This window comes from Streptomyces roseifaciens (assembly GCF_001445655.1).
In the GTDB taxonomy this organism is placed as follows: Bacteria; Actinomycetota; Actinomycetes; order Streptomycetales; family Streptomycetaceae; genus Streptomyces; species Streptomyces aureoversilis.
The window spans coordinates 1218844-1243049 of record NZ_LNBE01000003.1 but is presented as its reverse complement, the minus strand read 5'-3'; the positions used below and the strand labels follow the sequence as shown (position 1 = coordinate 1243049).

Genomic DNA, 24206 nt, shown 5'->3' with positions numbered 1-24206 from the left:
TCACGGCCTCGGTGTGAACTCGGGCAGCGCAAGCGCCGAGTGGGCCGGTCGTGCCGGCGCGGAGGGCATGGTGACGAGGCCGCGCAGCATGGTGTTGCGCTGCTCCAGGGCCCGCACCGTGATGGGGAAGAGCGTGGCCGCACCGTTGTCGACCAGTGCCTGATTCATGGCTACGAACTCGCGAACGCCGCGTTCGTAGGCGGCGAAGGCGGCAGCGTGGTCCCGGTCCGTGGCCAGGGCGTCGGCGAGCAGGTAGGCACCGGCCAGCGCAAGGCTTGAGCCTTGCCCGGTAAGGAACGAGGGTGCGTACGCGGCGTCGCCGACGAGCGCGACGCGGCCGCTGGACCAGTGGGGCATGCGGATCTGACCGGCCGTGTCGAAGAACAGGTCATTCGCGTCGCGCATGGCGTTGACCATGCCGGGTACCTCCCATCCCGCGCTTGCGAAAGCCGCAGCGACAAGGTTCCGCTGGGCATCGGGGTTCCGGAGGACATCGAACGGCGGTTCTGGTTGGTGAAAGGTCAGGAAGGCGTGCAGCTCGTCGTCGTCCCCGACGGCGTAGAGGGCCGCGGCTTTCCCCGGGGTGTTCCACAGCATGACCTCGCGGGAGAGCCCGAAGGTGTTCGGCATGGTGAATATGGCGAAGCAGTAGCCGAGGTAGTGGTGGAACTGTTCTTCGGGGCCGAACAGGGACTCCCGGGTACGCGAGTGCATGCCGTCGGCGCCGACTACCAGGTCGAACGTGCGCTGTTGCCCACTGTGGAAAGTCACGTCGGCCCCTTGTTCCGACTGGTCGAGGGTGTCGATGGAATCACCGAACAGGAACTCCACGTCGTCGCGAACCATCGCGTGGAGAGCCGCGGCCAGATCCCCGCGACGCACCTCGAGGTCCTGTCCCTCGACACTGCCGGCAACTGCGCTCGGGGCGACCGAGGCGACTTTGCTGCCATCCGCGTCGAGGAAGGTGCAACGCCGCAAGTCGATGTGCGCATCCTGCAGTTGTGGCAGTATGCCCATCCGCCGGACCACCTCTACCGCGGTACCGCGAACGTCGATGGGATATCCACCGTCGCGCAGTGCGCCTGCCTTCTCCACCACGGTGACCGCGAATCCGGACCGGTGCAGCCAGTACGCCAGAGCGGGGCCGGAGATGCTGGCCCCGGAGATCAGCACTCTGCGCATCGCGGGAGCCCTCACGTCCATCGACAGACTGGTAGGTGTCATGCCCGGGCTCCTTTTTCCTTCGTCATACGGACAATGAGCAGGGACAGTGCGGCGACGAGGCCGGCGACGGCGAAACCTGTGGCGAAGGCCGATTCGGCCGGCAGGCCCGTCGCCGGGTCGGCCCCGGCGTCGAGGATCGCGCCGGCCACCTGGGCGCCCAGGGCGATACCGATCACGCGAGTCACCACGAGCAGGCTGGTGGCGATGCCGGTGTCCTTGGTCTCGACGGCGGTTGCGGTTCGGGTGAGCAATGCCGTGGTGGCGACGCCCGCGGCGATCGCGGTCAGCACCTTCGCGAGGGCGAGCTGCCATGCCGCGGTGTGCAGCGCCGCCAGGGTGATCATCGTGGCCGCCGTGACGACGGCGCCGACGACGAGCACGGCACGCAGACCGAAACGCCGCGCCACGATCCCGCCGACCGAATCGCTCACCGCCCCGGCGATGGCGCCGGGCAGCAGGAACAGTCCGATTTCGGTGGTGCTGACTCCAAAGCCGTACCCGCCGGCCGGAACCCCGAACAGCTGCGGGAGCAGAAACGCCACCATTCCGAAGCTGGTGGTGATGACGAAGGTGAGCACGCACGAGTGCCACATCGCAGGCTTTGCCAGCATACGGAGATCGACCATCGGCGAGGCCGCCCGGCGCTCGACGGCGATCCACCCGGTCGCCAGGGCGGCCACGACCAGCGCGATGGCACCAACCGCGAATGGCGGCAGGCCGCCGTCCCTCGTCACCGTCACGAGCCCGAGCATGAACGCGAGCAACGTGCCGCTCAGCAGCACCACACCAGGCCAGTCGATCCTGTCGTCCGACGGGACCGGCCGATCATGCGGCATCAGCCGCATCACGACCAACGTCGTCGCGATGATCGCGATCGTCGGCAACGCGAACATCCAATGCCAGGACAGACCTTCCGCGAGCGGCCCGGCAAACAGCATCCCCACCATGCCGCCGCCCGTGAACAGCGCCATGACCAGCCCGATCGCCACCTGTGACTCCCGTGCGGGGAGGTGTTCGCGCACCAGGATGAAGGAGAGGGGCAGCGCACCCACCATGACGCCCTGCAATACCTGACCGAGCAACAACACCGGCAGGTTCGGCGCCAGGCCGGCCAACAGACCACCGGCCGACACCACGGCCATCAGCAGGACCAGCACCCGCTTTGCGCCGTAGCGGTCGCCGAGTTTACCTGCGACGGGTGCGACGACCGCGCCGGTGACTAGTAGCGTGTTGCCGATCAACGCCCCTTCGGCAGGACTGACCCCCAGCTCACGTTGCAGGAGCGGGAGCGCAGGCTCCACCACTGACTGCAGGGTGCCGAGGGCGAGCGCCAGGACACCGAGGGCACCGATCGACAGCCTCCCGATGCGAACCGGGGAAAGGGAAAGCACGGCTTCGGACATGGGCAACTCCAGACACCGTGAGGCAAGGGGAATACGCGGGATTCACGCGCCTCCAACCCTTCCCTCCGGCGCCTCGACGGGCATCGTCCCCCGCTACCGTCTCCTCTTGGTGCCCCCGGACCAGCCACCCACGTGTCCTGGTGCCTATGCACTACAGGCCGACTTGGGTTTCAAGAGGGCTTGCCCTGGAGTTCAATGATCTGGGCTACAGCCGGACTGTCACGCCCCTGGCGGGGGGGGGGAAGTGGCGGGGCGGCCGGGCGCGGCGAGGGCGGAGACGACGCCCGGGACGTGGCCCCACTCGCCGATCCGCAGGGCGAGCAGCCAGCAGATGGCGGCGGTCAGCGGCAGCGAGACGGCCTTGAGCCGGTCCAGTGGGCAGGAGAAGCGGGCCCGGCGGGGCCGCACCAGCATGTGGCATGGTGCACCGCTACTGGCGGCAGCCCCTTCAACGCTGGTTCGATGAATTCACCGCCGCCGGGCTCGCCATCGAACGAGCAGTCGAGCACCGTCCGTCCCCCGAGATGTCCAGCGAGCATCCCGCCATATACGCCAGACTCGTCCGCGAGCCCGGATTCATCGCCTTCCAGCTCGCCAAACGCACAGCACCATGACCCAGACCCAACTTTGGGAAGAGCCATGACCTCACCAACGCTGACGGTCGTCAGTGGGCCGCCCGGCACAGGCAAGACCACCCTTGCCCACGAGCTTGCCCGCGAGCTCGGATGCCCCGCCATCATCCGGGACGAGATCAAGCAAGGAATGGTGCTCGCCTCCCCTGGATACCGGGCAGGAGGTGACGACCCACTCAACTATCCGACCCTGGACGCGTTCTTCGAGGTCACGCAGGTACTGCTGAGGGCCAACGTGAGCATCGTCATCGAAGCCGCGTTCCAGGACCGACTGTGGCGGCCCAACCTCGAACCGCTCGTCGCCCTCGCACACATCCGTGTCATCCGCTGCACCACCCCCACGGACATCGCGCACGATCGAATCGTCAACCGCGTACAGGAGAGCGGCCACCGCGCCGCGCACGCCGATCACGACCTGCTCGAAGCCATCGCGTCCGGCGAGCACTCTCTCGACTCCTTCGTGCCGATCTCACTGGACGTCCCCACGCTGAAGGTCGACACCTCCGACGGCTACGAGCCAGGCTTCAAGGACATCGTCTCCTTCGCCCTGGGCTCCACCCCATGACTCCGGCCCCCGTCGACAACACCGCCGCCCACGCTCAGGGACTGGCCGATGAAGAGGTACCAGCCGCTCTGGCCCGCGAGCTCAGGGAGGAACTCGGTCTCGACCTTGCCGAGCTGCCCGGCATTCCCGAGCTGCGCTGGCCACGGGCCTGATGGCGCTGTCGGTCGCGGGAACCGCCGTCCTGGCCATCCGCACCGGAGGACAGAGCCTGTCCAGCCTGGTCCTGCGGGTCAACGATCTGTACGAACAGGCCTGCTACGTGCAGGATCTCGAACGCCTCTTCCAGGAGGCCGCCAGCCGGGCAATCCCCGTCGGAGGCACGCCCGTTCCTGACGACCTCGCGCTGATCCGCTTCGAGAACGTGACCTTCCACTACCCCGAGGACAGCGATGCCGACGACGAACCGGAGGAATCCCCCACCCCGGACCGGCCCGCGCTGAAGAACGTCACGCTCGACATTCCTCTGGGCAAGATCGTGGCGCTGGTCGGGGAGAACGGCTCCGGCAAGACCACCGTCTCCAAACTCCTGGCCGGCCTCTACCACCCGGACAACGGCGTGATCCGCTGGAACGGCGTCGACGCCCGCGCACTGGACCGCGCCCAGCTGTGGGACCAGATCGCGATGGTCAGCCAGGACTTTCACCGGTGGCCATTCACCTGCCGCATGAACATCGCCATCGGCCGCGCGGAACGCCCCCTGAAGGAGGAGGCCCTGGAGGAGGCCGCCGCGTACGCGGGAGCCGACGAGGTCGTCGCCGAACTCCCCCGGGGCTGGGACACCCTGCTGAACAAGAGATACAAGGGCGGCCGGCAACTGTCGGGAGGCCAGTGGCAGAAGCTGGGCATCGCTCGCGTCCGCTACCGCAACGCCCGGATCCTCATCGTCGACGAACCCACCTCCGCCCTCGACGCGAAAGCCGAGCTGGAGGTCTTCGACCAGATCCGCAAACTCGCCGACGGCGGCCAGACCGTCGTCCTGATCACCCACCGCCTCGCCTCCGTACGGCACGCCGGGACCTCATCCACGTGCTCGAGGACGGTCAGCTGCGCGAGAGCGGCACCTTCGAAGAACTGCTCCACCAGCCGGCCGCGGGCGTCTTCCGCGAGCTGTACGAGATGCAGCGCGCCCAGTTCCAGGACTCCGCAGTGCCGGGACAGCGCCAGCGGGCAGAAAGCGTGAAGGAGGGGAAGGAACGGTGACCGTAGCCCCGGCGGAGGAGAGCTTGTGGCGGCACCGGGACTTCCGCCGCTACTGGCACGCGCAGGCCGTCGACGTCACAGGCAACAGCATCACCTCGGTAGCGATCCCGCTGATCGCCGTGGTGGTGCTGCACGCCACCGTCATGGAGGCGGCGCTGCTGTCTTTCGCGGAGAAGCTGCCGCCCCTCCTCGTGGCCCTTCCTGCCGGGGCCCTGGCCGACCGGCACCGCAAGCGGCCGATCACCATCGGCGCCGCGCTGGTCAACGCCGCCGCCTTCGCCACGATCCCTGTGGCAGAGGCGGCAGGCCATCTGACGCTCGGGCACCTGTACGTGGTGGCGCTCGTCGGGTCCACCGCGACCGTTTTCGGGTCCATCGCCCGCATCAGCTACCTGCCTGCGCTCCTGCCTCCGGGGCAGCTCCTGGAGGCCAATTCGAAGCTGGGCGGGGTCAGCTCGCTGTCCGACAGTGCCGGTGCCCAGCTCGGCGGCGCGCTCGTCGGCGTCCTGGGGGCGACCCGGGCCATCTACGTCGATGTGGTCTCCTACGTGGCGTGCGCGGTGCTTCTGGGACGGATCCGCACACCGGAGCCCGCCTCCGCGCCGCGCAGGGAGGGCAGTACGCACAGGAAGGAGATCGCTGAAGGAGTCCGCTACGTGGTGTCCCACCCGACGATCTGCCCGCTCCTGCTCACCGGCACCGCGTTCTCAGCCGCGTTCGCGTTCCTCAACACCTTGTGGGCCCTGTTCCTCCTGCGCGACCTGCACTTCTCGGCTTTGGCCTTGGGTACCGCGATGAGCGTGGCCGGTCTCGGCGGCCTGTTCGGTGCGCTCCTGGTCCGCAACGTCGTCGCCCGGTGGGGGCCGGCTCGGGTCATGCTCACCGCGCTCGCCGCCATGCCCATCACCGAGCTCCCCCTCCTGCTCGCCTCCCCCGGACTCCCAGGCCAGATCGCCATCACCGCAGGCCTGTTCCTCCAGATGGCCTGCGCCATCGCCCAAGGGTCGACACAGCGATCCATCCGGCAGTCGGTCTGCGCCCCGGCCATGCAAGGCCGCATGATGGCCACCGGCCAGTGGATCACCTTCGGCTCCCGCCCCCTGGCAGCCCTGCTGGCCGGCGCCTCGGGAACCTGGATCGGGCTGCGCCCCACCCTGACCCTCGGAACGCTGGCTCTCACCATCCCGTTCCTGGTGCTGTTCACCTCGTCCCTGCGCTCCATGCACGAGGTCCCCACAGCCCCGGCCACCGCGCTCGGAAAGGAGGCATAGAGGTGACGATTCAAGAACCGGTCCCCTACTGGGACGGCCTGTGGTCCGCCGGGCACCGCTACCGGCCGCTCGACGAGACGGAGACCGCTCTCCTCGACCGGCACGCCGGAGCCGGCCGGGGCCGGTACGCGCTCGACATCGGAAGCGGCGACGGCACCCTGACTCGCCACCTTGCCCGGCTCGGCTACCGCACGACGGCCCTCGACTGCGCACCCACCGCGATCGCCCTCGCCGCCGACCAGATGGCCGGGGAAGCGGTCACGTTCTGCTGCGGTGACATCGAGGCCCCGCATCCACCGCCCTTGCCGGAGAGTGCCTACGCCCTGATCACTGCACGGCTGGTCTACGCCTTCATCAAGGACAAGCCCGCCTTCCTCGACCGGGTTCGCAGCCTGCTTGCCCCCGGAGGACTGCTTTGGGTCGTCACGCCCATGGCGGACCGGGTTCCCCCTGACCGTGCGTCGATCGGAATCACCATCACCGAGGAGGAGTTGCTGGTCAGCGGGTGGTCCGTCGCGTGTGCCGCGGACATGGACAACATTCGCTGCTTCGCTCTGAGACCGTGAACTCCAGCGTGAGGAAAGGGGAAATCTGCGATGGATGATGCAGCACGGAACGAGCAGGCGTGGACCGCATACGGGAAGCACCACCTTGAGCGCGGCACACACCTGTCGGAGCCCGAGCGGCTCGACTGGGGGTTCTGGGGCACAGGGCCCGGGGCCGAGGTCCTGGGCGACCTGGCCGGGAAGCGCACGCTCGACATCGGTCCCGGCACGGGCCGCTACCCCGCATATCTCGCCCGCACCCACGAGGCGGTCGTCGACGCGGTCGAAGCCTCGCCCACCCAGTACCTGCGCGCCACAGCCCGGTACCGCGACGTCCCCGGCGTGCGCTTCGTCCAGGCCGACGCCGTGGACTTCCTTCGACGGGAGACGACACCGGTCTACGACGTCGCGTACTCGGTCCACGGCCTCGGATACATCGACCCACACCAGTTCCTGGACGCCCTGGCACCCCGCGTGCGGGAGGGCGGAAGCCTTGTCTTTTCGGTGCTGCACACGAACTCGGACGGGGTCGGGCCGGAGGTCACGCTCGTCCCACGGGACGAGACCCTCCCCCTGGCCGGCGGGGGCGAGCTGACCGTGCGCATGTGGGTGCTCAGCCCTGTGCTGTGGGAGGACCTCCTGGTCGAGGCAGGCTTTCTCGTGGATCACATCACCGTGCTGCAGGCCCCTGAGCCGAGCAATCCGGTCGCCTGCACCCTGTTTGCCGCTCGGAGGCGGTGACCGAGAAGACCGGGTTCCCGCGCCCGGACACAGGCACACAACGCCCGACTGCCAAGACTGTTGTTCCGCACTGCGGATTTCCTCCACCCAGGTCACCCGTATGGGCGCACTGCTCAGCACACGGAGTGCCGACGGCCCAGGGGCACGTGACGCTGTCGGGGGCACGGCCTGCGCGACGGACAGCCCGGGATCGTAAGGCCGGCCACACAACACCGTCAACAACGGCAGGGAGCGCCATGGCGAAGAAGGTCCACACCATCACCCGACCACTCCGGCAGACGTCGGGCGACTGGCACTACGTGAAGTGGCACTGGATCTCGGAAGACGTCGCCGACAAGGAAATCGATCGGAGCTTCGAAGGAGCCTTCCAGGGCACGCCTGAGCAAAGGCGCTGGTTTGCGGCGGCTGTGGCCTCGGACCGGAGCATGCCTTCGCTCTACGTTGCGAAGACGGGAAAGGTCTACTTCCTGTGTGGTGATACGTATGTGCGGTGCACGCAGGAGACGATGACGATCGATGAGGGGTTTCCGAAGTCGATCAGCTCGTACTGGCCGGGGCTGAAGGCCGTGGGCTTCGACCGCGACATCGATGCGATCCTGTCGTGGGACGAGAAGACGGTGTACCTCTTCAAGGGCCTCCAGTACGTGCGCTACAACCTCGAAACCAACAAGGTCGACGACGGCTACCCCAAATCGATCGCCCTCTACTGGCCGGGATTCAAGGAAGCAGGCTTCGACAGCGGCATCGACGCCTTCGTCCGCTGGGACACCGACCGGGCCTACGCCTTCAAGGGCGACCAGTACATCCGCTTCCACATCCCCACCAACAAAGTCGACCAGGCCCCCAGGAAGACGATCAACTACTGGAACCCGCTCGCCACGCTGGGCCCGAGCCGTCTCATGGCCATGTACCTGGCGGGCGAGGTTGAGTGAGCCGACCCTGCGGTACGCGCATTCTTCGCTCACCTTGTTCCTTGACATCGGGCGATCACTCTCTTGGGAGTGAGCGCGGTGCCGGGGCGGGTGGTCTTCGCCCAAGGCTCGCGCTGGTCGGTGGCGAGAGGGACGGCGAGGCGAAGGCTGGGTGTGCGCGACGATGACGAGCCACGTCCAGCGGTCCGCCGCCTGCGGGTCGCGCAGCCGCGGCCGGGCCCATCCCAGGGACTGCTTGAACAAGCGAAACGTGTGCTCCAGGTCGAATCTCCGCAGGTAGCACGACCACATGAAGTCAACGTCGGCCGGGCTCGCTCCGGTGGCGGAGGACCACAGCCACACCGGTGGCGCATCAGGGTCGCCGGGCAGGTGATCGACCTTGAGGCGGATCAGCGTGCCCTCAACCAGGGGAAGTTCTCCGTCCAGGTCGATCCAGGCCGAGCGGTGGGTGAGCCGGGGGTGGACCCGGTCTCACGCGCGGGCCTCGGCCTTGCCGTAGCGGGGTGTGCCGTTCAGGGTCACCACGGCGGGCTCGGGCCAGGCGCCCGGATTCGCCAGGCGGAAATCCGGTCCGTGCTTGGGCGGCCGGCCGCCCCTCGGCGGATCGGCGTGCCGATCGGACCGCGATGACGGGGATGCCGGTGGCGGGCGGGTTCACGGCATTGCGCCCGGCGGTCAGGAGCAGAGCCGGCTTCGCATCGGCCAGCATGTACTCCACGCGGGCAGCCGGGTATTCCGGGTCGACCGGAACGTAGGCCGCACCCGTTCTGAGCACCGCGACCAGTGCCACGACCAGGTCCGGCGAGCGCGGAATCGCCACCGCGACGAAACGCTCGGGCCCTGCGCCGCCGTCGATCAGCAGGCGGGCGAGACGGCCGGACCGGTCGGCCGGCTCCCGGTAGGTCAGGTGGGTGTCCTTGAACGTCACCGCGATCGCGTCGGGGGTCGCGCGGGCCTGCCGTTCGAGCAGCTCGGTCAGCGTGACTTCCGGAACGAGGACTGCGGGACCGGCGCAGGCGGTCAGCAGCGCGCGCTGCTCGGCAGCGCCGAGCGCGCAGACGTCCGCCACCCGTCCGGCGGGGTCGGCCATCGCCGTGCGGATGAACGCGACGAACCTCTCGCTCAGGCCGGCGATGTCCTGCTCACCGTACTGTGAGGCCGGCGCGTCGAAGCGGACGTACAGGTCGCTGCCGGCCGTGCCGTCGGTGTAGAGGGCGACCATGACCTCGTCGACCAGGCCGAACGTACCGCCCGCGAACCGCGCCGTACTGCCCGCGAGGTCGAGCGCCTCGACGAACGGGATGACGTTGACGATGGCGCCGAACGGGCTGCGCGACTCGGCCGCCCGCCCGGTGGCCCGCTTGATCAGGGACAGCTCGTGCCTGGAGTGCCGCAGCACGGCTCTGCGCTCCCGGCGGAGCCTCTCGGCCAGCTCCACGAGAGTCGCCCCGGGGGCGACCTCGGCCTTGATCGGCACCAGGTTCGACAAGAGGCCCAGCGACTGCCGTACGGCACCGGTGCGATGGTTGACCGTGATGGTGTGCAGTGGCGTGGCCGAGCCGCACATGAGCCGGAGGTACGCCGCCGCGGCCGCGGCCAGCAGGTCCGGCACGCTCGTCCTCAGCCCCCGCGCCGTGTGCTCCCAGGACGCGCGCTCGGCAGCGGGAACCGTCGCGGTGCGCGTGGTCATTCCCAGTGACCGGGTGAGGAAGTCCCAGGGCCCGCCCTCCGCCGTGGGTGAGCCGGCGGGCGGGCGGACGCCAGTGGGCAGCCGCGCCGCTGCCGGCTCCCCGGCGAGGTAGTCCTGCCAGAACCGCTCGGCGGCGGCGAACGCCGGGACGGCCGGTACGCCGCATCCGCCTCGGCGGCACGGTCCGCCGACCGCGGGGCGCTCGGGGGATCGGCGGACTTCTCGCGCAGTGCCCGGTAGACCTCCGCGATCCGCTGGGACAGCAGCGTGAGCACACCGAACGCATCGGTGAGAATGTGGTGGAAGATCAGGACCACGAGGTGTCTCGCCGCACCCAGGCGGATCGAGCCGACCCGCAGGAGCACGTCCTCCCCCAGGTCGAACGGTTCGCCCGCCAGCGACGCAACGGCGGTGCGGGCCGCGGCGGCCGGGTCGTCGGCGCCGCTCCTTCCAGATCGCCCTCCACGTTCCACAGCGCACCACGTTGTTGGGTTGGGCAGGTGCGAACTGCTGCGCGAGCCACATTGCCTCCTGCGTGGCCGTAACGCCCGTCGACCCCATCCAGGCATCCCCCTGCACACGTTGTATCCGGACACCGGGAGAGCATTCGCACCCAATGGTTGGCGCGTAAGCGGCAGTTAGCCACCCAGGTGAAAGAAGTTAGCCAGAAACAAGCAGATGCAACCAGGAGGGAAGCAATCAAGCAGGTGGGCGGGGCTGTCATGTGGCAGCCGGCGAGCCGGGACTCCACCCCGTCACGCCAAGATCGCTGAACGGAGCCGCCGTTGACCGTGCGGGAAGTCCGCGCCGCACGGCAACGCACGGAACTGATTGAATCGGTTCCGACCCGATCGCGAAGACACGCCGAGTCCCACATATTGGGAGGATTGATTTCACCGTGACGGCGATGCCCAACCACCAGGAGATCGAACAACAAATAGTCGACAAGCACGACTGGATCCGCGTGCACGGCGCGCGGGAGAACAACCTGCGCGAGGTCAGCCTCGCCATCCCGAAGCGCCGGCTGACGGTGTTCACCGGGGTCTCCGGCTCGGGCAAGAGCTCGCTGGTGTTCGACACGATCGCCGCCGAGTCGCAGCGGCTCGTCAACGAGACCTACAGCGCCTTCGTGCAGGGCTTCATGCCGACCATGGGGCGGCCCGACGTCGAGATGCTGGAGGGGCTGACCACCGCGATCATCGTCGACCAGGAACCGCTGAGCGGCCATCCCCGCTCAACGGTCGGCACCGCCACCGATGCGGGGGCGCTCCTGCGGATCCTGTTCAGCCGGCTCGCCGAGCCGCACATCGGCACCCAGAAGGCGTTCGCGTTCAACGTCGCGTCGGCGAACGCCTCGGGAACGATGTGGATCGGCGCCAAGGCCATCGAGAGGAACGTCAGCGTCGTCGGCGGCATGTGCCTGCGCTGCGAGGGCTTCGGAACCGTCACCGACATCGACCCGGCCCAGCTCTACGACGCCTCCAGGTCGCTGGCCGAGGGCGCGATCACCGTTCCGGGCTGGAAGCCCGAGGGCTGGGTGGTGCAGTCGTTCGTCGAGTCCGGCTTCTTCGACCCGGACAAGCCGATCCGCGACTACACCGCCCGGGAGATGCACGATCTCCTGCACCGTGACCCCGCCAAGGTCAAGGTGAAGGGCGTCAACACCACCTACGAGTCCCTGCCGGCACGGGTGCGCAAGGCTTTCCTGTCCAAGGAGAAGGAGACGCTGCAGCCGCACATCCGGGCGTTCGTGGAACGGGCGGTGACGTTCGCGAAGTGCCCCGAGTGCCACGGCACCCGGCTGAGCGAGCTGGCCCGGTCGGCGAAGATCGACGGGATCAGCATCGCCGACGCCAACGCCATGCAGATCAGCGAGCTGGCCGAATGGGTCCGCGCCATCGACGACCCGGCGGTCTCGACCACGCAGAAGGTGCTCGGACAGAACCTCGACTCCTTCACCGGGATCGGGCTGGGATACCTCTCGCTCGAGCGGTCCACCGCGTCCCTGTCCGGTGGCGAGGCCCAGCGCACCAAGATGGTCCGCCACCTCGGCTCCGCGCTCACCGACGTCACCTACGTCTTCGACGAGCCCACCATCGGCCTGCATCCGCACGACATCCAGCGGATGAACAACCTGCTGATCCAGTTGCGCAACAAGGCGAACACCGTCCTCGTGGTCGAGCACAAGCCGGAAACGATCGGGATCGCCGACCACGTCGTCGACATGGGGCCCGAGGCGGGCACCAAGGGTGGCGCGGTGGTCTTCGAGGGCACGGTGGCCGAACTGCGCGCCAGCGGGACGGTCACCGGTCGGCACCTGGACGACCGGGTCTCGCTCAAGCCGTCGGTGCGCACGCCCAACGGCAAGCTCGAGGTGCGCGGCGCCCGCACCCACAACCTGCAGGACGTGGACGTCGACATCCCGCTCGGGGTGCTCACGGTGCTCACCGGGGTGGCCGGTTCCGGCAAGAGCTCGCTCATCAGTGGTTCGGTGGCCGGCCTGGACGGTGTGATGACGGTGGACCAGGGACCCATCAAGGGTTCCCGGCGGAGCAACCCGGCCACCTACACCGGGATGCTCGATCCGATCCGCAAGGCGTTCGCCAAGGCCAACGGGGTCAAACCCGCCCTGTTCAGCCCCAACTCCGAGGGCGCGTGCCCGGAGTGCAAGGGCGCCGGGGTCATCTACTCCGACCTGGCGATGATCGCGGGCGTCGCCATCACCTGCGACGAGTGCGAGGGCAAGCGCTTCCAGCAGGAGGTGCTGCACCACCGCCTCGGCGGCCGCACCATCAGCGACGTCTTCGAGATGCCGGTCGCCGACGCCGAGGAGTTCTTCGGCAGGGGCGAGGCCAGGACGCCCGCAGCGCACACCGTCCTCAGGCGGCTCCTCGACGTCGGGCTCGGCTACCTCAGCCTCGGCCAGCCGCTGACGACGCTGTCCGGTGGCGAGCGGCAGCGGCTGAAGCTGGCCGTTCACCTGGCCGACGAGGACAGCCGCGTGTACGTGCTCGACGAGCCGACCACCGGTCTGCACCTCGCCGACGTGGAACAGCTGTTGGGCCTGCTGGACCGGCTCGTCGACGCGGGCAAGTCGGTCATCGTGATCGAGCACCACCAGGCGGTGATGGCGCACGCGGACTGGATCATCGATCTCGGTCCGGGCGCGGGCCACGACGGCGGCCGGGTCGTCTTCGAGGGGACGCCTGCCGGCCTCGTCGCCGCCCGTTCCACGCTCACCGGCCGGCACCTGGCCGACTACGTCGGCCGCTGAGCGGCACGCCCTTTGCGGGGTGCGTCGTTGTGCGGGTCCTCGGACCCGCACAACGACGCACCGCCCTCGTTCGGTCCGTCCGCCGGCCCCGCCTCGGCGTCCACACCGCCGGTACTGATGCGGACCACCTCCGCGACGGTCAGCTCATAGGAGGAGTACCACTTCTCGCGGCCCATCCGTCCGGCGCGGAGACGATGTCCGCTCCGTACCTGCTGAGCAGGTCGCCGACCAGGCGGTCCAGGTGCCGGTCGTTCCTCAGCACCGAGGCGTAGCTCTGCTCGGTGAAGGCGCACTGCTCGCAAAGGGGTGCGAACCGGTCCGGAAACAGGTCGAGCAGCCGCCTCCGCAGCTCATTCCCGGCGTCGGCGGTCTCCTCCTGCGGCGGGTTGGCCATGGTGTGGTAGTGCTGGTAGGACAGGTAGGAGATCGCGGCCGCGTCCTCGATCCGCGCGTGCTCGTACGCCGCCGGCCCGGTCGTCCAGTCCCCGGTGGAGTCGAGGCGGTCGACGGCTGCCAAGGCTCTGCAAGGTCACGGCCTGCACGGCGGTCCGGGGCGCCGGGCCTCGTCGAGTGCCGCAGGTGAGGAAGTGACCTCGGGCCCCGATAAGTCAGCGCTCGCATCCGCCTTCGACGTACAGCGACAGGAGTGAACCATCGCCATGCCCAATACCTTCGCCACCCCGGCAGTCCTGCAAGAGGGCCGCTGGCCTCCGGGCCCCGTATGACTGTTGCCCCCTGCCGAAGGCAGGACCTGGAGGGAGTTGCCGGGCCCGAGGGGTGCCGTAGGAGACGCTGATGCGTTGGAGCGTCCACGCGCGGCGTGCGGCCGAAGTGGATCACTGGTACCCCGCCGCCTGCCCCGCCCGTCACCGCCCAGCCCCCGCAATGACCGGTACAGGAGGCCACTTGGGCAAGGAAAACGCAACTTCGACATGGCCCGCAGAGGCGGCTACCTTCACCTGGTCTTCGGCGATCGCCCACGGTCGCAGAGGAGTTCCTTCAGGCTGAGCCACCCGCGACGGGATGAGTTGGTCACGCCCCAGGAATCCTCGCCCCCATGCCCGAGCCACCGAACCGGGTCCACACCAGGCACCCCCAACCAGGGAGAGACGCATGCCCCATCTTGCGCTGTACACATTCGGAGTCCTGAAGTCACCTCTCGCCGATCCCGCACCTCTCACGAACGAGTTCTACGAGCGTGGTGAGGCCGTCTACCGGAAGATCAGCCAGCACCCCGGATACCTCGCGCGTGCTGAATCGGCAGACGGTGACCGGGGCATGCTCTTCGGGGCGGACTGGGGTGCATGGGGAGAGTTCGCCGTACCGACCTGGTACGGCAAGGGCCGCACTGTGGAAACCACCGCCCTGGCCGCGACCCTCTCACTCTGGACCGACCTGCGCCCCGCCCTCGACGCCGTCTACGCCGGTCTGCACCGTGAGGCGCTCAACAGGCGCTATGACTGGTTCGAGAGGACAGAACACCCGAATTACGTGTGCTGGTGGGTCTCCGACGACGTGATACCCACCTGGCAGGACGGGGTTTCCAGGCTGGAACACCTCCACGGCCACGGCTCCGCACCGCACGCCTTCACCTTCCACCACTCGTTCGCCCCGGACGGAACGCCGACCAGGATCAAAGACATCGGGCCGAAGAGCGACCAGGTTCGCTGACAAGGAAGCCTGAACGACTGGGTTCGCTGTCGACGCCGCGATTGCAGGAGGAGGTCCCCGGCCTCTCCAGCCCGTACCCTGGCGCCCCCAAGACGACCGAGGCGGGTGGTCAAGGCGTCGACCACCCGCAGGAACGGCTGAGGAGCCCGGCGAGCCGGAGGCAGGAAGCGAGGCGCAGGCACGTCCGGTGATCCGTTAACCGTCGTCGCCGTCGTCGCTGTTCTAGTGCGCCACGTGCACGTGGAAGCCGCGATCCTCCAGCGCCCCTGCCGAGTTGAACGTCCGAATGAACAAACAGTTATTGGTGTTGAACCGGCCCACGACGGTGATCTCACCGGGTGCCGAAGTGCCGACGTTGCCGGGAATGCCGATGCTTGCGACATAGGTGCCGTTGGTGATCGGTACATTGAAGCAGACCTGATAGGTGCCGACGCTCAGCTTTGTCGCCGACGTGGCACCGGAGCTCTGCCCGGCAACGAGGGTCCCGTCGGCTGCCACGACGGCCCGCTCGATCTGCTGAGCCAGTGCTGCCGCGCTGTCCGAGCTCGCTGCTGCGGGGCCGTTAAAGGCCTCGCCGGGGCCGTTGACGACCTCGCCGGGAGTTTCGATCGTCATTTTCGCGTTCCCCTTCCCATGGGTGCGAGATCCGCTCAGAGGCGTCAACGCCAGAAGGTGCGTATCGCTCTTCCTCTGAGTGTGCACTGGCGAACAACGGGCCGAAATCACTCGTTCAGGTGACGCTGCTTTCCCTCGGAACCCGGTGAACAGGGCGTCCAGCGTCAACCTGGCGGCCCCGTGATCACACCACCCACAGCGTGGTCATTCCGGCTCATCCAGCGTGACCGGGCACCGCTGCGTGCCAATCGACTCTTCGTTCGTCGGCCCTGCCGTCACCCTTACGATCTCGTGCACGGTTGGCCGTGGCGGGTGCGGGTCACTGAGCTGCCGGCGCCGTGCATCTCGCCGGGCGCCACGTCGAGATCGACTCGGAGCCGGAAGAGCCCCGAACCCGGAGCTGGTTCGCACGACTCGGCTCCCTCGGGATCGAGGCCGAACCCCTTATGAGCGTTGCATCCTTCGAAGATCCGGGCTCGCCCGGAGTCGTGAACAAGCCCTTCCAGGAGCGCGGCGCATGGACCGGCAGGCAGCTGGGCACCGATGCCCGCGTGCCCATCACTGACGACTTGCATCGCTTCACCGAACTGTCGGCGCGGCTGACCGGTTTCGATGGAGTGGCTCTGGAGGCCACCGGGCTGGCCGAGGTGTACCGGGCGGTCGCCGCGGAACGGCTCGGCGCGGAGCGGTACGCGCGGCTGCTGCGCGAGCTGCCGGAGCCGGACGGCGCCATGGATGGCGAGCTGCGGGCAGCGGCCCGGGCGGTGACCTACCTCTGGTACACGGGCAGTTGGCCGGGGCCCCCGCCGACCGTGGTGTCCCCGCGCGCCTACGGCGAGGGCCTGGTGTGGAAGGCGGCCGGTCTCAAGGCTCCCGCCACTGATCCCGGCGGGTACGGGAGTTGGGGCGAGGAACGCGACGGGTCCGGCCCGGGCAACGGGGTCGAGGGAGGCGGCCGGTGACGCGGTACGACGTGATCGTCGTCGGCGCCGGTGTCGCGGGCTCGCTCGTCGCGCACCGGCTCGGCCGGCACGGCCGGCGGGTCCTGGTCCTGGAGGCGGGCGCCGGTGTTCCCGGCGACCACGAACCGTCCGCCGACCCGCTCATCACCTACCTGACGGCCGCCGCCAAGGTGCCCGGTTCCCCCTACCGGGCCCATCCTGCAGCCCCCTGGCCCGAGGTCACGGACCTCTCCGGCGCGGACGGGATCCCTGGCTTCCGGGCGGTCGGCCACCTGCGGCAGGAGGGCCCTCTCCCGTACGCCAGCGGATACGTCCGTGTCAACGGCGGCACCGGAAACGTCTGGACCGGCCTCGCGCCGCGCATGCTCCCGGAGGACTTCGACACCGAGTCCTTCGGGTACGGACGTCGGTGGCCACTCACGTACGACGACCTTGAGCGCCACTACAGGGCGGCCGAGGAGGAGTTGGGCGTGGCCGCCGATGCAGACGAACAGCGCGAGCACGTCGGGCTGCCCTTCCCCGACGACTACGTGTTCCCCATGCGAGCCCTGCCCGCCTCGCGTGTGGACCGTCTCCTCGCGGCCCGCCTCGACGGGCGGCGCGTCAAGGACCCCGTCACCCTGCACGAGGTCGAACTGAGAGTGGTCGGCACCCCGCACGCGCGCAACAGCGTTCCGGACCCCCGGTACGACGGCGGCCGCGGCTATGTGCCGCGCGGGCGGCACGGCCGGCCCGCTCCCGACAGCCGGTGCGTGGGCAACGCGAGCTGTGTCCCGCACTGCCCCTCGCATGCGAAGTACACCCCGCTCAAGACCCAGGGGCGCTGGAGCACGACCGTCACGCTCCGGGACCGGTCCGTGGTGAGCCGCGTGCTCGTCGACGGGCGGGGGCGCGCCACGGGCGTGAAGTACCGCTCGTACGGCGGGGAGGTGTCCGTCGCCCACGCCGATGTCGTCGTGCTCGCCGCACACGCCGTGGAGAACGCCCGGCTGCTGCTCCTCTCCCGGCTCGCCGACCGCAGTGGTCAGGTCGGCCGCAATCTGATGGATCACCCGGTCCTGCTGACCTGGGGCCTGCTGCCCGAGGACGCCGGGCCGTACCGGGGTCCCGGCTCGGTCTCCGGCTTGGAGGGCTTCCGCACCGGCACGGCACGCCGGCTGCGGGCGCCGTTCCGCGTCGAGCTCGGGGCGTGGGGCTGGGCCTGGGCGAAGGGATCCGTCGATGCGGACGTGCACCACTTCCTCACCGAGCGGGGCCTCTTCGGGGCGGAGTTACGGCGGGCGGTCGGGGACCGGATCCGCCGCCAGTTCACCCTCCAATTCGAGATGGAACAGAGCGCCGACCCCGCGAACCGGGTCACCCTCCACCCGCACGAGCGCGATCCGCTGGGCCTGCCCCGCCCCCTCGTCACCTACGACCTCGACGAGCATGTGAAGGAGGGTATGGCGGCGGCCCGGACGGTCTCCGACCAGATCTTCTCGCTGCTCGGCGCCGAGGACCACACGGACTACACCCCTGTGGCGGCCTGGCCCGGCCGCTTCGAACACGGCGGCCGCACGTACGGCTACCGCGGCGCCGGCCATGCCGCCGGCACCCACATCATGGGCGACTCCCCGGCCACGTCGGTGGTGGACGCCTGGCAGCGCTGCTGGGACCACCCCGGCCTGTACGCGATCGGCTGCGGCAGCATGCCCTCGGTGGCCACCTCCAACCCGACGCTGACGATGGCCGCGCTCGCCCTGCGCAGCACTGAGCGCATCGAGGCGGACCTGGCGGCCCGCGACCGCCCGGCGTCTCTCGTCCCACCCCCGGCGTCCCCCGCCGCCATCGCGCCGTCACCGATCCGAGGAGCCTCGGCATGACCGCCCCCCTGCCCCTGCCGCCCGTACCCGATCCCTTCCAACTCCCCTTCCATTACGGGGCATTGCATCAGATCGGCATCGACTGGCTGGTCGCTCCGGACCCGATCCGCGAGCTGCTCGCCAAACACCATCCGGATCTGACCGCAGCCACCTTCGAGGACGGGCAGGCACTGGTATCACTCAACTACCAGCTGTACTTCGCGCAGTACCCGTTCGGCGGCGGCATCACCCAGGAGATCGAGTTCAGCGCCATCGCGTTCCCGACGGACGAGGGCGGCCGCCTGCCGCGCCTGACCTACGCCCAGTACGCACAGGGCTGGGACCAGACGAAACTGCTCGGCATCGCCCGCCTCCACGTCGTGTGCGACAACCCGTTCGCCATCAGGGCCGGGCGCGAACTCTACGCGGAACCGAAGTACCCCGGCTGGTTCGAGGTCGGCCTGCCGTCCCTCAACGGACCCGCGGGCGAGACCTGGACCATACGGTGCAAGTCGGCCACGATCGCCCCCGACGCCACCCTGGAAAAGGACCCGGACCCGCTGCTCGACATCACGGCGGACCTGGACGGCCTCACCGCCGTCGCCGCCAACTCCGCCCCGGTAACCGGCTACGGCACCGACCGCGAGGGACGCCTGCTCGCCGGCCCCATGAACGTCTACCAGCCGTACCGCTGGTACGACCTGTCCGCCCGTGAACACTCCAGCCGTACGCGGTTGACGGTCCGCACCCCGGACAGCCCCCTCGGCCGCGACATCCGCGCCCTCCTCGGCGCCGGAGCACCGGCTGTCGGCGCCTGGACGTACCAGTCTCCCCCGGTGGCCGCCCACAACCGCCCCTACTACCTGCCGACGCGGCCACGTCCCTGACGGCCGGCCCTCAAGGGCGCGAGCGGACCCCGACCCGTTCATCGCCACGCCCGCCTTCGCCCAAGCCGCCGCACCGGACCTCTCCTACCTCTCCCGCCTCATCCACCCGGCCTTCACCGAAGACGGGCTGGAGCTCAACTACGTGAAGGTCACCAGGCGGCGCCTTCGTGCGCGGCTCGGGCCCCCCGCGAGCGCGCACCTGTGCTGTCGATCGCGACGCGGACTGTACCCGCGTCGAGCAGGCGCGTTCCGTGCCTTCTTGACTGTCGCGCCCCACTGTGCGAACCCTTCGTCCAGTCGAGCGGTCTCACGGGCGCGGCGGCCTTGCGGAGGGCGGTAGGCCGGCCCGTGCGGCGGACCACTGGCGGTCGGCGGCGGCCGACAGGTCCCCAGCAGCAGCGCGGCGGCATTCCTGCGCTCGCGGGGCCGCTACGTCTGAATCTGCCGCCTCCCCGAGCTGGATCACTCACGTACTGCCCTGCACGCCGCCATCGCTCGGGTATCCCGGGGAGGTTGGCGATGAAGTTCTCTGTCAGCAGCTCGACGCACGCGTCGAGGTCGCCGCTCTGCAGCCTCTGATAAGCGGTGCGCAGCAAGGCCAGGTTCTTCTCGGTGGCGGTGTTCATCAGGTGCCCTTTCTCGGGGTTCTCGGGGTTCTCGGGGTTCTCGGGGGGGGATTCAGGTGAGCGCAGGCTGGCGCAGGGCGCCGATCAGCGCGTGCGGGTCGTCGGCGTGGAAGCGGACGGTCCGTGCTTCCCCTCTGCCGCCGCGCGGGCGGGGGAAGCCCAGCGGTCGCCCCGCTCATCCCCGGCTCCTGTGCATGAACGCCTCCATGACCCTGCGTACGACTTCCGCCTGCGCGGGCGCGTACTCCGCGAGCAGCGCCTCCTGGAATCCGGCCACGATCTGCCCCTCGGCGGGGATCGCGGCGAACACCTCGTCGGGGACGGCCGCCACCAGCTCGGCTGCCAGCGCCGGGATCCGCGGATCGTCCGTCGGGGCTTCGGCGAGCGCGTCGAGGCGTTCGTACAGCGCGAGCAGCGCCGGGTCTGCCGCCAACGGTCCGAGCACGGCGTACAGCTCCTGGCCTCCGGAGCCCGCGACGTCGAGCAGCGTCAGGTGCTCGCGGTCCTTCGCGGCGGTGGGCGAGGCCGTGTCCGGCGCCTTCGCAAGGAGCGCGGCGAGCGTGGGGGACAGCGGTTCGGTCTCCCCCGGCTCGGCGGCCAGCAGCACCGCGAGCCGCCGCCGACGCTCCCCGATCTCGGCCTCCTGCCGGGCGAGGTCGGTGTCCAGCTCCTCCAGCACCTCGGCCAGGTCGCGCCCCGCATCGTCCGCGAGGACGTCCCGCACCTCGTCGAGGCTGAGCCCGAGCTCGGTCAGCCGACGTACGCGGGCCAGCAGGACAGCGTCGCGGACACTGTAAGCCCGGTATCCGTTGGGGCGCCGTTCCGGTTCCGGGACCAGCCCGACATGGTGGTAGTGCCTGATCGCCCGGGTCGTGACCCCGACGAGCGCGGCGATCTCTCCGATCCTCATGACCTCAGTAGAGACCTTGCCGCCGCGTCAAGGTCAAGCGCCGGATGTGTGGTGGGCTGGACCCTGAGAATGCGGCTGTGTTTTCTGCAGCCGTGGTGACCCGCCGGGGTGTCGCCTGCAATGGGGGCATCCCCGCAGGTCCGAGGGTGCGGTGCGGCGCAGCCTCCCACCGGGCCGGGATCAGCGTCGACCACGACACCCGCCTGGAACAGGGCCGCCTGCCCGCCCCCTCCGGCGGCGTCCTGGACACACTCGCCCACGCCCTCCCTGGCAGATCCTCACTATCACCCAGGACCCCGACCAGTGCCTGGTCGTCCTACCTCCTGCCGACGAAGACAGCCGAACCAAGCTGACCTCTCTCACCAGCAACTGACCGCGCCTGACAGGTGTATCCCGGATGCAGGGGCCACACGGGCCCACATCCGGAGCGCCGGGTAGGTGTCGGGAGCGCGGGTTCGGGTCTGATACGCGGTTGTGGCCGGCCGGGCACCCTTCCAGGTGCCCGGCCGGTTTCCGTCTGCGGATGTACTCCCGTTCGGTCGCCGCCGTGGCGGCGAAGAACGCGCACAGCAGGCGCCCGGGCCCGGAGGGTCGCACATCCCGGTTCAGGGCCGAGGCGTTTCATCTCGTACACCGTGAAGACGACCCGGCAGTGCGGGGCGTGGGTCTGGGTCTCGCGGGCGGCCTGGGGCGGGGTGCCGGGCTGCCACGGCCGCCCCGGTACCCCGGTCGGCCGGCGTCGGCACCCGGAGCATCTTGGCGAGCCGGGGCACCCTCTTGAACCGGCCGGTGTGGCGGATCCCGGCGACCGCCGCGCCGCGCGAGCGGCACGGCGAGCCGGGCTCCCAGGCTCCCGGGCTCCCGCGGACGGGTTCGCCGTCCGGGTCCGGGCGGCAACGGCCCCTGCCGATGGCCGGCGCCCGGCTCGCCGCGATCGCCTCCGAGGACATCGGCCGGACCGCGCTGGGCGTCTTCCGCCACCCCGAGCTGATCGGCGAAACCGTCAGCATCGCGGGCGCCCACCACACCGGCGCGGAGATCGCCGGACTGTTCACGGCGGCCCTGGGCGAGAAGGTCGTCTACCGGCCGGCGAGCCTGGACGAGTACCGCGCCTCCGGCGCCTTCGCGGCGGACGAGGTGGCGAACATGTTTGCCTACTACGTCCAGGCCGCCGACACCTTCACCGGGGACCGCGACCTCGACGCCGTACGCGCGCTCAACCCCGGTCTCCAGTCGCTCCCCGACTGGCTGGCGCAGCACGCGAAGGAGGTCGTCCGGTGAGTACCGGAACGCGGACGACGGACAGCACGACCCTCACGGACAGCACGACCGCCACCGGCGTCACGGCCCGTACCGGCGGGGCCGCGCGTCTGGCCGGGCGTCTGGCCGGGCGGCGTGCGGTCGTGACCGGCGGGACCCGGGGCATCGGCGCCGCGATCGTGGCGCGGCTGGTCGCCGAGGGCGCCTCGGTGCTCACCACCGCGCGCGGCCCCGGCGGCAGCCTCCCCGAGGGGGTGCACTTCGTGACCGCCGACGCCGCCGTGGCCGACGACGCGGCCCGGGTGGCCCGCGCGGCGGAGACGAAGCTGGGCGGCGTCGACATCCTGGTCGACAACGCCGGCGGCACGGTCACCCGTCCCGACAGTGTCCTGGACACCGACGACGAGGAGTGGCTCCACAACCTGGAGACCAATCTGATGGGCGCCGTCCGGCTCGATCGGGCCGTCCTCCCCGGCATGATCGCCCGGGGCGCCGGGGTGATCGTGCACATCTCCTCGACCGCCGCGCACGAACCGATGGGGGAGGCTGCGGCGTACTCGGCCGCCAAGGCCGCCCTCTCCGCGTACAGCAAGAACCTCGCCGACCGGCTCGGCCCCCGGGGCGTCCGCGTCAACAGGATCTCCCCAGGGCTGACGATCACCTCGGCCGCCGAGGAACTGCTGGAGCGCGCCGCCGCACGGGACGGCTCGGATCGCGAGACGGCCCTGGACACATGGGTGGCCGGACTGGGCGGCATCCCGCTGCAACGCCCCGGAACACCCGAGGACATCGCCGCGCTCGTCGCCTTCCTCGCCTCCGACGAGGCCGCCTGGATCACAGGAGCCGACCACGTCATCGACGGCGGAATGCTGCGCGCACCCTGACCCCGCCCCAGCCCCTGCCTGATCCCGGCCGCGGCCCCGTCCTGCGGCCCGCCTCAGTCTCAACCTCAACCTCAACCTCAGCCGAGGATCCAGCCGCTGTGACCGCGCAGCTCCGGCCTTGGGGACCGATCGGCCAACGGAGGGTGTTCAGCGACCTCCGCAACTCGCGGGCCTCTGCGGCGGTCATGCCGCCGTTCCTGCAGCAGGCCCGCAACGAGGTCGACGTCGTGCACGAGTTCCTCGGGACGACTCTCGGTGCAGTCGATGAACCAGCCATGGCGGTCTGGTGCCGGTCATCGATGCGGGCGGAGACACCGGTCATGAGGGTGTCCCGTTGGAGGCGTGAGTACAGCGCGTACCCGTCACGGCGGAGGGCCGCGAGCCGGGACCGCAGACCTTCGGCCGTTCCCGTCGACTCGTCCTCGTCGGCCGACCGGTCAGCAGCAGGGAAGTCCGATTGCACCTGGGCGGGCGCGAAGGCCCGCAGGACGAGCCCTGGAGCGGTGGCATGCAGCGGCATCCGGCCGCCGACCCGGTACATCACGCGCCGGCCATCGGGCGCGGAGATCCGCTCGATAAGGACGCGCTCCAGGCCCTCACGCACGACCAGTTGCACATGCTGGAGGGTGGCGTGCCAGAGGTCTTGCAGACTTGCAGACTTGCAGACTTGCAGACTTGCAGACAGGGCATGGCGATGGTGCGCAGGCCGTGGCCGCGCGGTGCCATAGCGGCGATCTCCAGGACCCGTAGGCCGATGGTGCAGTGACCGGAGTCGGTACGTTCCAGTGCGCCCTGCTCGGTGAATTTGCGGGCGATGCGCAGCGCGGTGGCCTTGGGCAGATCCGCCCGTACGGTCAGGGCGGTCAACGAAAGCACCGGAGTATCCGGCCCGCAACAGCCGAGCACACGAAACGCCCGGTCCAAGAGGGGCTCGCCGTGGGCCGGGCAGCTTCCTCGGACGCGGGGTCGTGCCTGTGCGCGCCACTGCCCATCGTGCGAGCTGTTCACGCCAAAGCTCCGCGGATCGCACCGGACGGGTCCACTCAATGAAACCAGGGGTGACCCGCCGCCGA

23 protein-coding genes and 3 pseudogenes are annotated in these 24206 nt (G+C 69.7%); 15 read left to right on the top strand and 11 right to left on the bottom strand.

What is annotated here, in order from left to right; all coding sequences use genetic code 11:
* From AS857_RS11265 to AS857_RS40240, 3 genes are all read right to left on the bottom strand, one after another.
* Positions 1 to 1224, bottom strand: a complete 1224-nt coding sequence (locus AS857_RS11265) for an FAD-dependent monooxygenase (protein WP_058042972.1) — start codon at positions 1222 to 1224, stop codon at positions 1 to 3.
* A complete protein-coding gene (locus tag AS857_RS11260) occupies positions 1221 to 2627 on the bottom strand; it encodes an MFS transporter (protein WP_058042971.1) in 1407 nt (468 codons plus the stop codon). Before AS857_RS11260 ends, AS857_RS11265 begins: the two co-directional genes overlap by 4 nt.
* 219 nt (positions 2628 to 2846) lie before the next feature.
* Positions 2847 to 3041 (bottom strand): hypothetical protein, encoded by a 195-nt coding sequence (locus AS857_RS40240; RefSeq protein WP_058042970.1) that lies wholly within the window; start codon positions 3039 to 3041, stop codon positions 2847 to 2849.
* Between the two features lie 5 nt (positions 3042 to 3046).
* On the opposite strand from AS857_RS40240, the gene AS857_RS11250 reads away from it, so the two are divergent.
* From AS857_RS11250 to AS857_RS11220, 8 genes are all read left to right on the top strand, one after another.
* On the top strand, positions 3047 to 3241 hold the full coding sequence (locus AS857_RS11250; protein WP_058042969.1) for a hypothetical protein: 195 nt from the start codon (positions 3047 to 3049) through the stop codon (positions 3239 to 3241).
* Between the two features lie 25 nt (positions 3242 to 3266).
* A complete protein-coding gene (locus AS857_RS11245; protein ID WP_058042968.1) occupies positions 3267 to 3824 on the top strand; it encodes a P-loop nucleotide/nucleoside kinase family protein in 558 nt (185 codons plus the stop codon).
* Positions 3821 to 3976 (top strand): hypothetical protein, encoded by a 156-nt coding sequence (locus AS857_RS39915; protein ID WP_160330211.1) that lies wholly within the window; start codon positions 3821 to 3823, stop codon positions 3974 to 3976. The genes AS857_RS11245 and AS857_RS39915 overlap by 4 nt, the downstream gene beginning before the upstream one ends.
* Positions 3976 to 5004, top strand: a complete 1029-nt coding sequence (locus AS857_RS11240; protein ID WP_058042967.1) for an ATP-binding cassette domain-containing protein — start codon at positions 3976 to 3978, stop codon at positions 5002 to 5004. Before AS857_RS39915 ends, AS857_RS11240 begins: the two co-directional genes overlap by 1 nt.
* A gap of 16 nt (positions 5005 to 5020) precedes the next feature.
* Positions 5021 to 6295: an MFS transporter gene (locus AS857_RS11235; protein WP_058042966.1), complete on the top strand. Its 1275-nt coding sequence runs from the start codon at positions 5021 to 5023 to the stop codon at positions 6293 to 6295.
* 2 nt (positions 6296 to 6297) lie between these two features.
* Entirely contained in the window at positions 6298 to 6861 is a 564-nt protein-coding gene (locus AS857_RS11230) for a class I SAM-dependent methyltransferase (protein ID WP_058042965.1), read from the top strand.
* 30 nt (positions 6862 to 6891) lie between these two features.
* Positions 6892 to 7581 carry a class I SAM-dependent methyltransferase gene (locus AS857_RS11225; protein ID WP_058042964.1) on the top strand — a complete coding sequence of 230 codons (690 nt, stop codon included), beginning with the start codon at positions 6892 to 6894 and terminating at the stop codon, positions 7579 to 7581.
* A 236-nt stretch (positions 7582 to 7817) separates the two neighbouring features.
* Positions 7818 to 8513 carry a hemopexin repeat-containing protein gene (locus tag AS857_RS11220; protein WP_058042963.1) on the top strand — a complete coding sequence of 232 codons (696 nt, stop codon included), beginning with the start codon at positions 7818 to 7820 and terminating at the stop codon, positions 8511 to 8513.
* Here AS857_RS11220 and AS857_RS41230 read toward each other — a convergent pair.
* From AS857_RS41230 to AS857_RS42335, 3 pseudogenes are all read right to left on the bottom strand, one after another.
* Positions 8488 to 9113, bottom strand: a pseudogene (locus tag AS857_RS41230) (NF041680 family putative transposase); the annotation flags it as partial. The gene AS857_RS11220 and the pseudogene AS857_RS41230 overlap by 26 nt on opposite strands.
* 64 nt (positions 9114 to 9177) lie before the next feature.
* Positions 9178 to 10332 (bottom strand): annotated as a pseudogene (locus AS857_RS37465) (AMP-binding protein); the annotation flags it as partial.
* Positions 10333 to 10427: 95 nt separating this feature from the next.
* Positions 10428 to 10772 (bottom strand): annotated as a pseudogene (locus AS857_RS42335) (condensation domain-containing protein); the annotation flags it as partial.
* 338 nt (positions 10773 to 11110) lie between these two features.
* Between AS857_RS42335 and AS857_RS11205 the strand changes: the two are divergent.
* Positions 11111 to 13477 carry an ATP-binding cassette domain-containing protein gene (locus AS857_RS11205; protein ID WP_058044075.1) on the top strand — a complete coding sequence of 789 codons (2367 nt, stop codon included), beginning with the start codon at positions 11111 to 11113 and terminating at the stop codon, positions 13475 to 13477.
* A 139-nt stretch (positions 13478 to 13616) separates the two neighbouring features.
* Here AS857_RS11205 and AS857_RS39910 read toward each other — a convergent pair whose 3' ends face one another.
* Entirely contained in the window at positions 13617 to 13994 is a 378-nt protein-coding gene (locus AS857_RS39910) for a hypothetical protein (protein ID WP_058042960.1), read from the bottom strand.
* Between the two features lie 596 nt (positions 13995 to 14590).
* Here AS857_RS39910 and AS857_RS11195 point away from each other — a divergent pair.
* Positions 14591 to 15148 (top strand): DUF3291 domain-containing protein, encoded by a 558-nt coding sequence (locus AS857_RS11195; RefSeq protein ID WP_058042959.1) that lies wholly within the window; start codon positions 14591 to 14593, stop codon positions 15146 to 15148.
* Positions 15149 to 15370: 222 nt separating this feature from the next.
* Here AS857_RS11195 and AS857_RS11190 read toward each other — a convergent pair whose 3' ends face one another.
* Complete coding sequence (locus AS857_RS11190; RefSeq protein WP_058042958.1) at positions 15371 to 15763, bottom strand: hypothetical protein; 393 nt, start codon at positions 15761 to 15763, stop codon at positions 15371 to 15373.
* Between the two features lie 488 nt (positions 15764 to 16251).
* Between AS857_RS11190 and AS857_RS11185 the strand changes: the two genes are divergently transcribed.
* Genes AS857_RS11185 through AS857_RS11175 form a run of 3 tightly spaced genes read left to right on the top strand, consistent with a single transcriptional unit; the run spans position 16252 to position 19453 of the window.
* Positions 16252 to 16725: a hypothetical protein gene (locus AS857_RS11185; protein ID WP_245699777.1), complete on the top strand. Its 474-nt coding sequence runs from the start codon at positions 16252 to 16254 to the stop codon at positions 16723 to 16725.
* Positions 16722 to 18587, top strand: a complete 1866-nt coding sequence (locus tag AS857_RS11180; protein ID WP_058042957.1) for a GMC family oxidoreductase — start codon at positions 16722 to 16724, stop codon at positions 18585 to 18587. The genes AS857_RS11185 and AS857_RS11180 overlap by 4 nt, the downstream gene beginning before the upstream one ends.
* Positions 18584 to 19453 carry a hypothetical protein gene (locus AS857_RS11175; protein WP_058042956.1) on the top strand — a complete coding sequence of 290 codons (870 nt, stop codon included), beginning with the start codon at positions 18584 to 18586 and terminating at the stop codon, positions 19451 to 19453. The genes AS857_RS11180 and AS857_RS11175 overlap by 4 nt, the downstream gene beginning before the upstream one ends.
* An 801-nt stretch (positions 19454 to 20254) precedes the next feature.
* On the opposite strand, the gene AS857_RS11170 is transcribed toward AS857_RS11175, so the two are convergent.
* Positions 20255 to 20989, bottom strand: coding sequence for a MerR family transcriptional regulator (locus AS857_RS11170; RefSeq protein ID WP_058042955.1), 735 nt, complete (start codon positions 20987 to 20989; stop codon positions 20255 to 20257).
* Positions 20990 to 21778: 789 nt separating this feature from the next.
* On the opposite strand from AS857_RS11170, the gene AS857_RS11165 reads away from it, so the two are divergent.
* Both AS857_RS11165 and AS857_RS11160 read left to right on the top strand, forming a co-directional pair.
* Positions 21779 to 22270 (top strand): Rossmann-fold NAD(P)-binding domain-containing protein, encoded by a 492-nt coding sequence (locus AS857_RS11165; protein ID WP_245699775.1) that lies wholly within the window; start codon positions 21779 to 21781, stop codon positions 22268 to 22270.
* 101 nt (positions 22271 to 22371) lie between these two features.
* Positions 22372 to 23133 (top strand): oxidoreductase, encoded by a 762-nt coding sequence (locus tag AS857_RS11160; protein WP_058044073.1) that lies wholly within the window; start codon positions 22372 to 22374, stop codon positions 23131 to 23133.
* On the opposite strand, the gene AS857_RS42330 is transcribed toward AS857_RS11160, so the two are convergent.
* Both AS857_RS42330 and AS857_RS39900 read right to left on the bottom strand, forming a co-directional pair.
* Entirely contained in the window at positions 23102 to 23737 is a 636-nt protein-coding gene (locus AS857_RS42330) for an IclR family transcriptional regulator domain-containing protein (RefSeq protein WP_079110239.1), read from the bottom strand. The two genes, AS857_RS11160 and AS857_RS42330, sit on opposite strands and share 32 nt — an antisense overlap.
* Entirely contained in the window at positions 23674 to 24141 is a 468-nt protein-coding gene (locus AS857_RS39900; RefSeq protein WP_160330209.1) for a helix-turn-helix domain-containing protein, read from the bottom strand. The genes AS857_RS42330 and AS857_RS39900 overlap by 64 nt, the downstream gene beginning before the upstream one ends.
* Positions 24142 to 24206: the final 65 nt, after the last annotated feature.

What these genes read in the sequence shown, in the direction of transcription:
- AS857_RS11265 (WP_058042972.1), bottom strand. Translation starts at nt 1,224, where the DNA reads ATGACACCTACCAGTCTGTCGATGGACGTGAGGGCTCCCGCGATGCGC.
- AS857_RS11260 (WP_058042971.1), bottom strand. Translation starts at nt 2,627, where the DNA reads ATGTCCGAAGCCGTGCTTTCCCTTTCCCCGGTTCGCATCGGGAGGCTG.
- AS857_RS40240 (WP_058042970.1), bottom strand. Translation starts at nt 3,041, where the DNA reads ATGCTGGTGCGGCCCCGCCGGGCCCGCTTCTCCTGCCCACTGGACCGG.
- AS857_RS11250 (WP_058042969.1), top strand. Translation starts at nt 3,047, where the DNA reads ATGGTGCACCGCTACTGGCGGCAGCCCCTTCAACGCTGGTTCGATGAA.
- AS857_RS11245 (WP_058042968.1), top strand. Translation starts at nt 3,267, where the DNA reads ATGACCTCACCAACGCTGACGGTCGTCAGTGGGCCGCCCGGCACAGGC.
- AS857_RS39915 (WP_160330211.1), top strand. Translation starts at nt 3,821, where the DNA reads ATGACTCCGGCCCCCGTCGACAACACCGCCGCCCACGCTCAGGGACTG.
- AS857_RS11240 (WP_058042967.1), top strand. Translation starts at nt 3,976, where the DNA reads ATGGCGCTGTCGGTCGCGGGAACCGCCGTCCTGGCCATCCGCACCGGA.
- AS857_RS11225 (WP_058042964.1), top strand. Translation starts at nt 6,892, where the DNA reads ATGGATGATGCAGCACGGAACGAGCAGGCGTGGACCGCATACGGGAAG.
- AS857_RS11220 (WP_058042963.1), top strand. Translation starts at nt 7,818, where the DNA reads ATGGCGAAGAAGGTCCACACCATCACCCGACCACTCCGGCAGACGTCG.
- AS857_RS11205 (WP_058044075.1), top strand. Translation starts at nt 11,111, where the DNA reads ATGCCCAACCACCAGGAGATCGAACAACAAATAGTCGACAAGCACGAC.
- AS857_RS11195 (WP_058042959.1), top strand. Translation starts at nt 14,591, where the DNA reads ATGCCCCATCTTGCGCTGTACACATTCGGAGTCCTGAAGTCACCTCTC.
- AS857_RS11190 (WP_058042958.1), bottom strand. Translation starts at nt 15,763, where the DNA reads ATGACGATCGAAACTCCCGGCGAGGTCGTCAACGGCCCCGGCGAGGCC.
- AS857_RS11175 (WP_058042956.1), top strand. Translation starts at nt 18,584, where the DNA reads ATGACCGCCCCCCTGCCCCTGCCGCCCGTACCCGATCCCTTCCAACTC.
- AS857_RS11170 (WP_058042955.1), bottom strand. Translation starts at nt 20,989, where the DNA reads ATGAGGATCGGAGAGATCGCCGCGCTCGTCGGGGTCACGACCCGGGCG.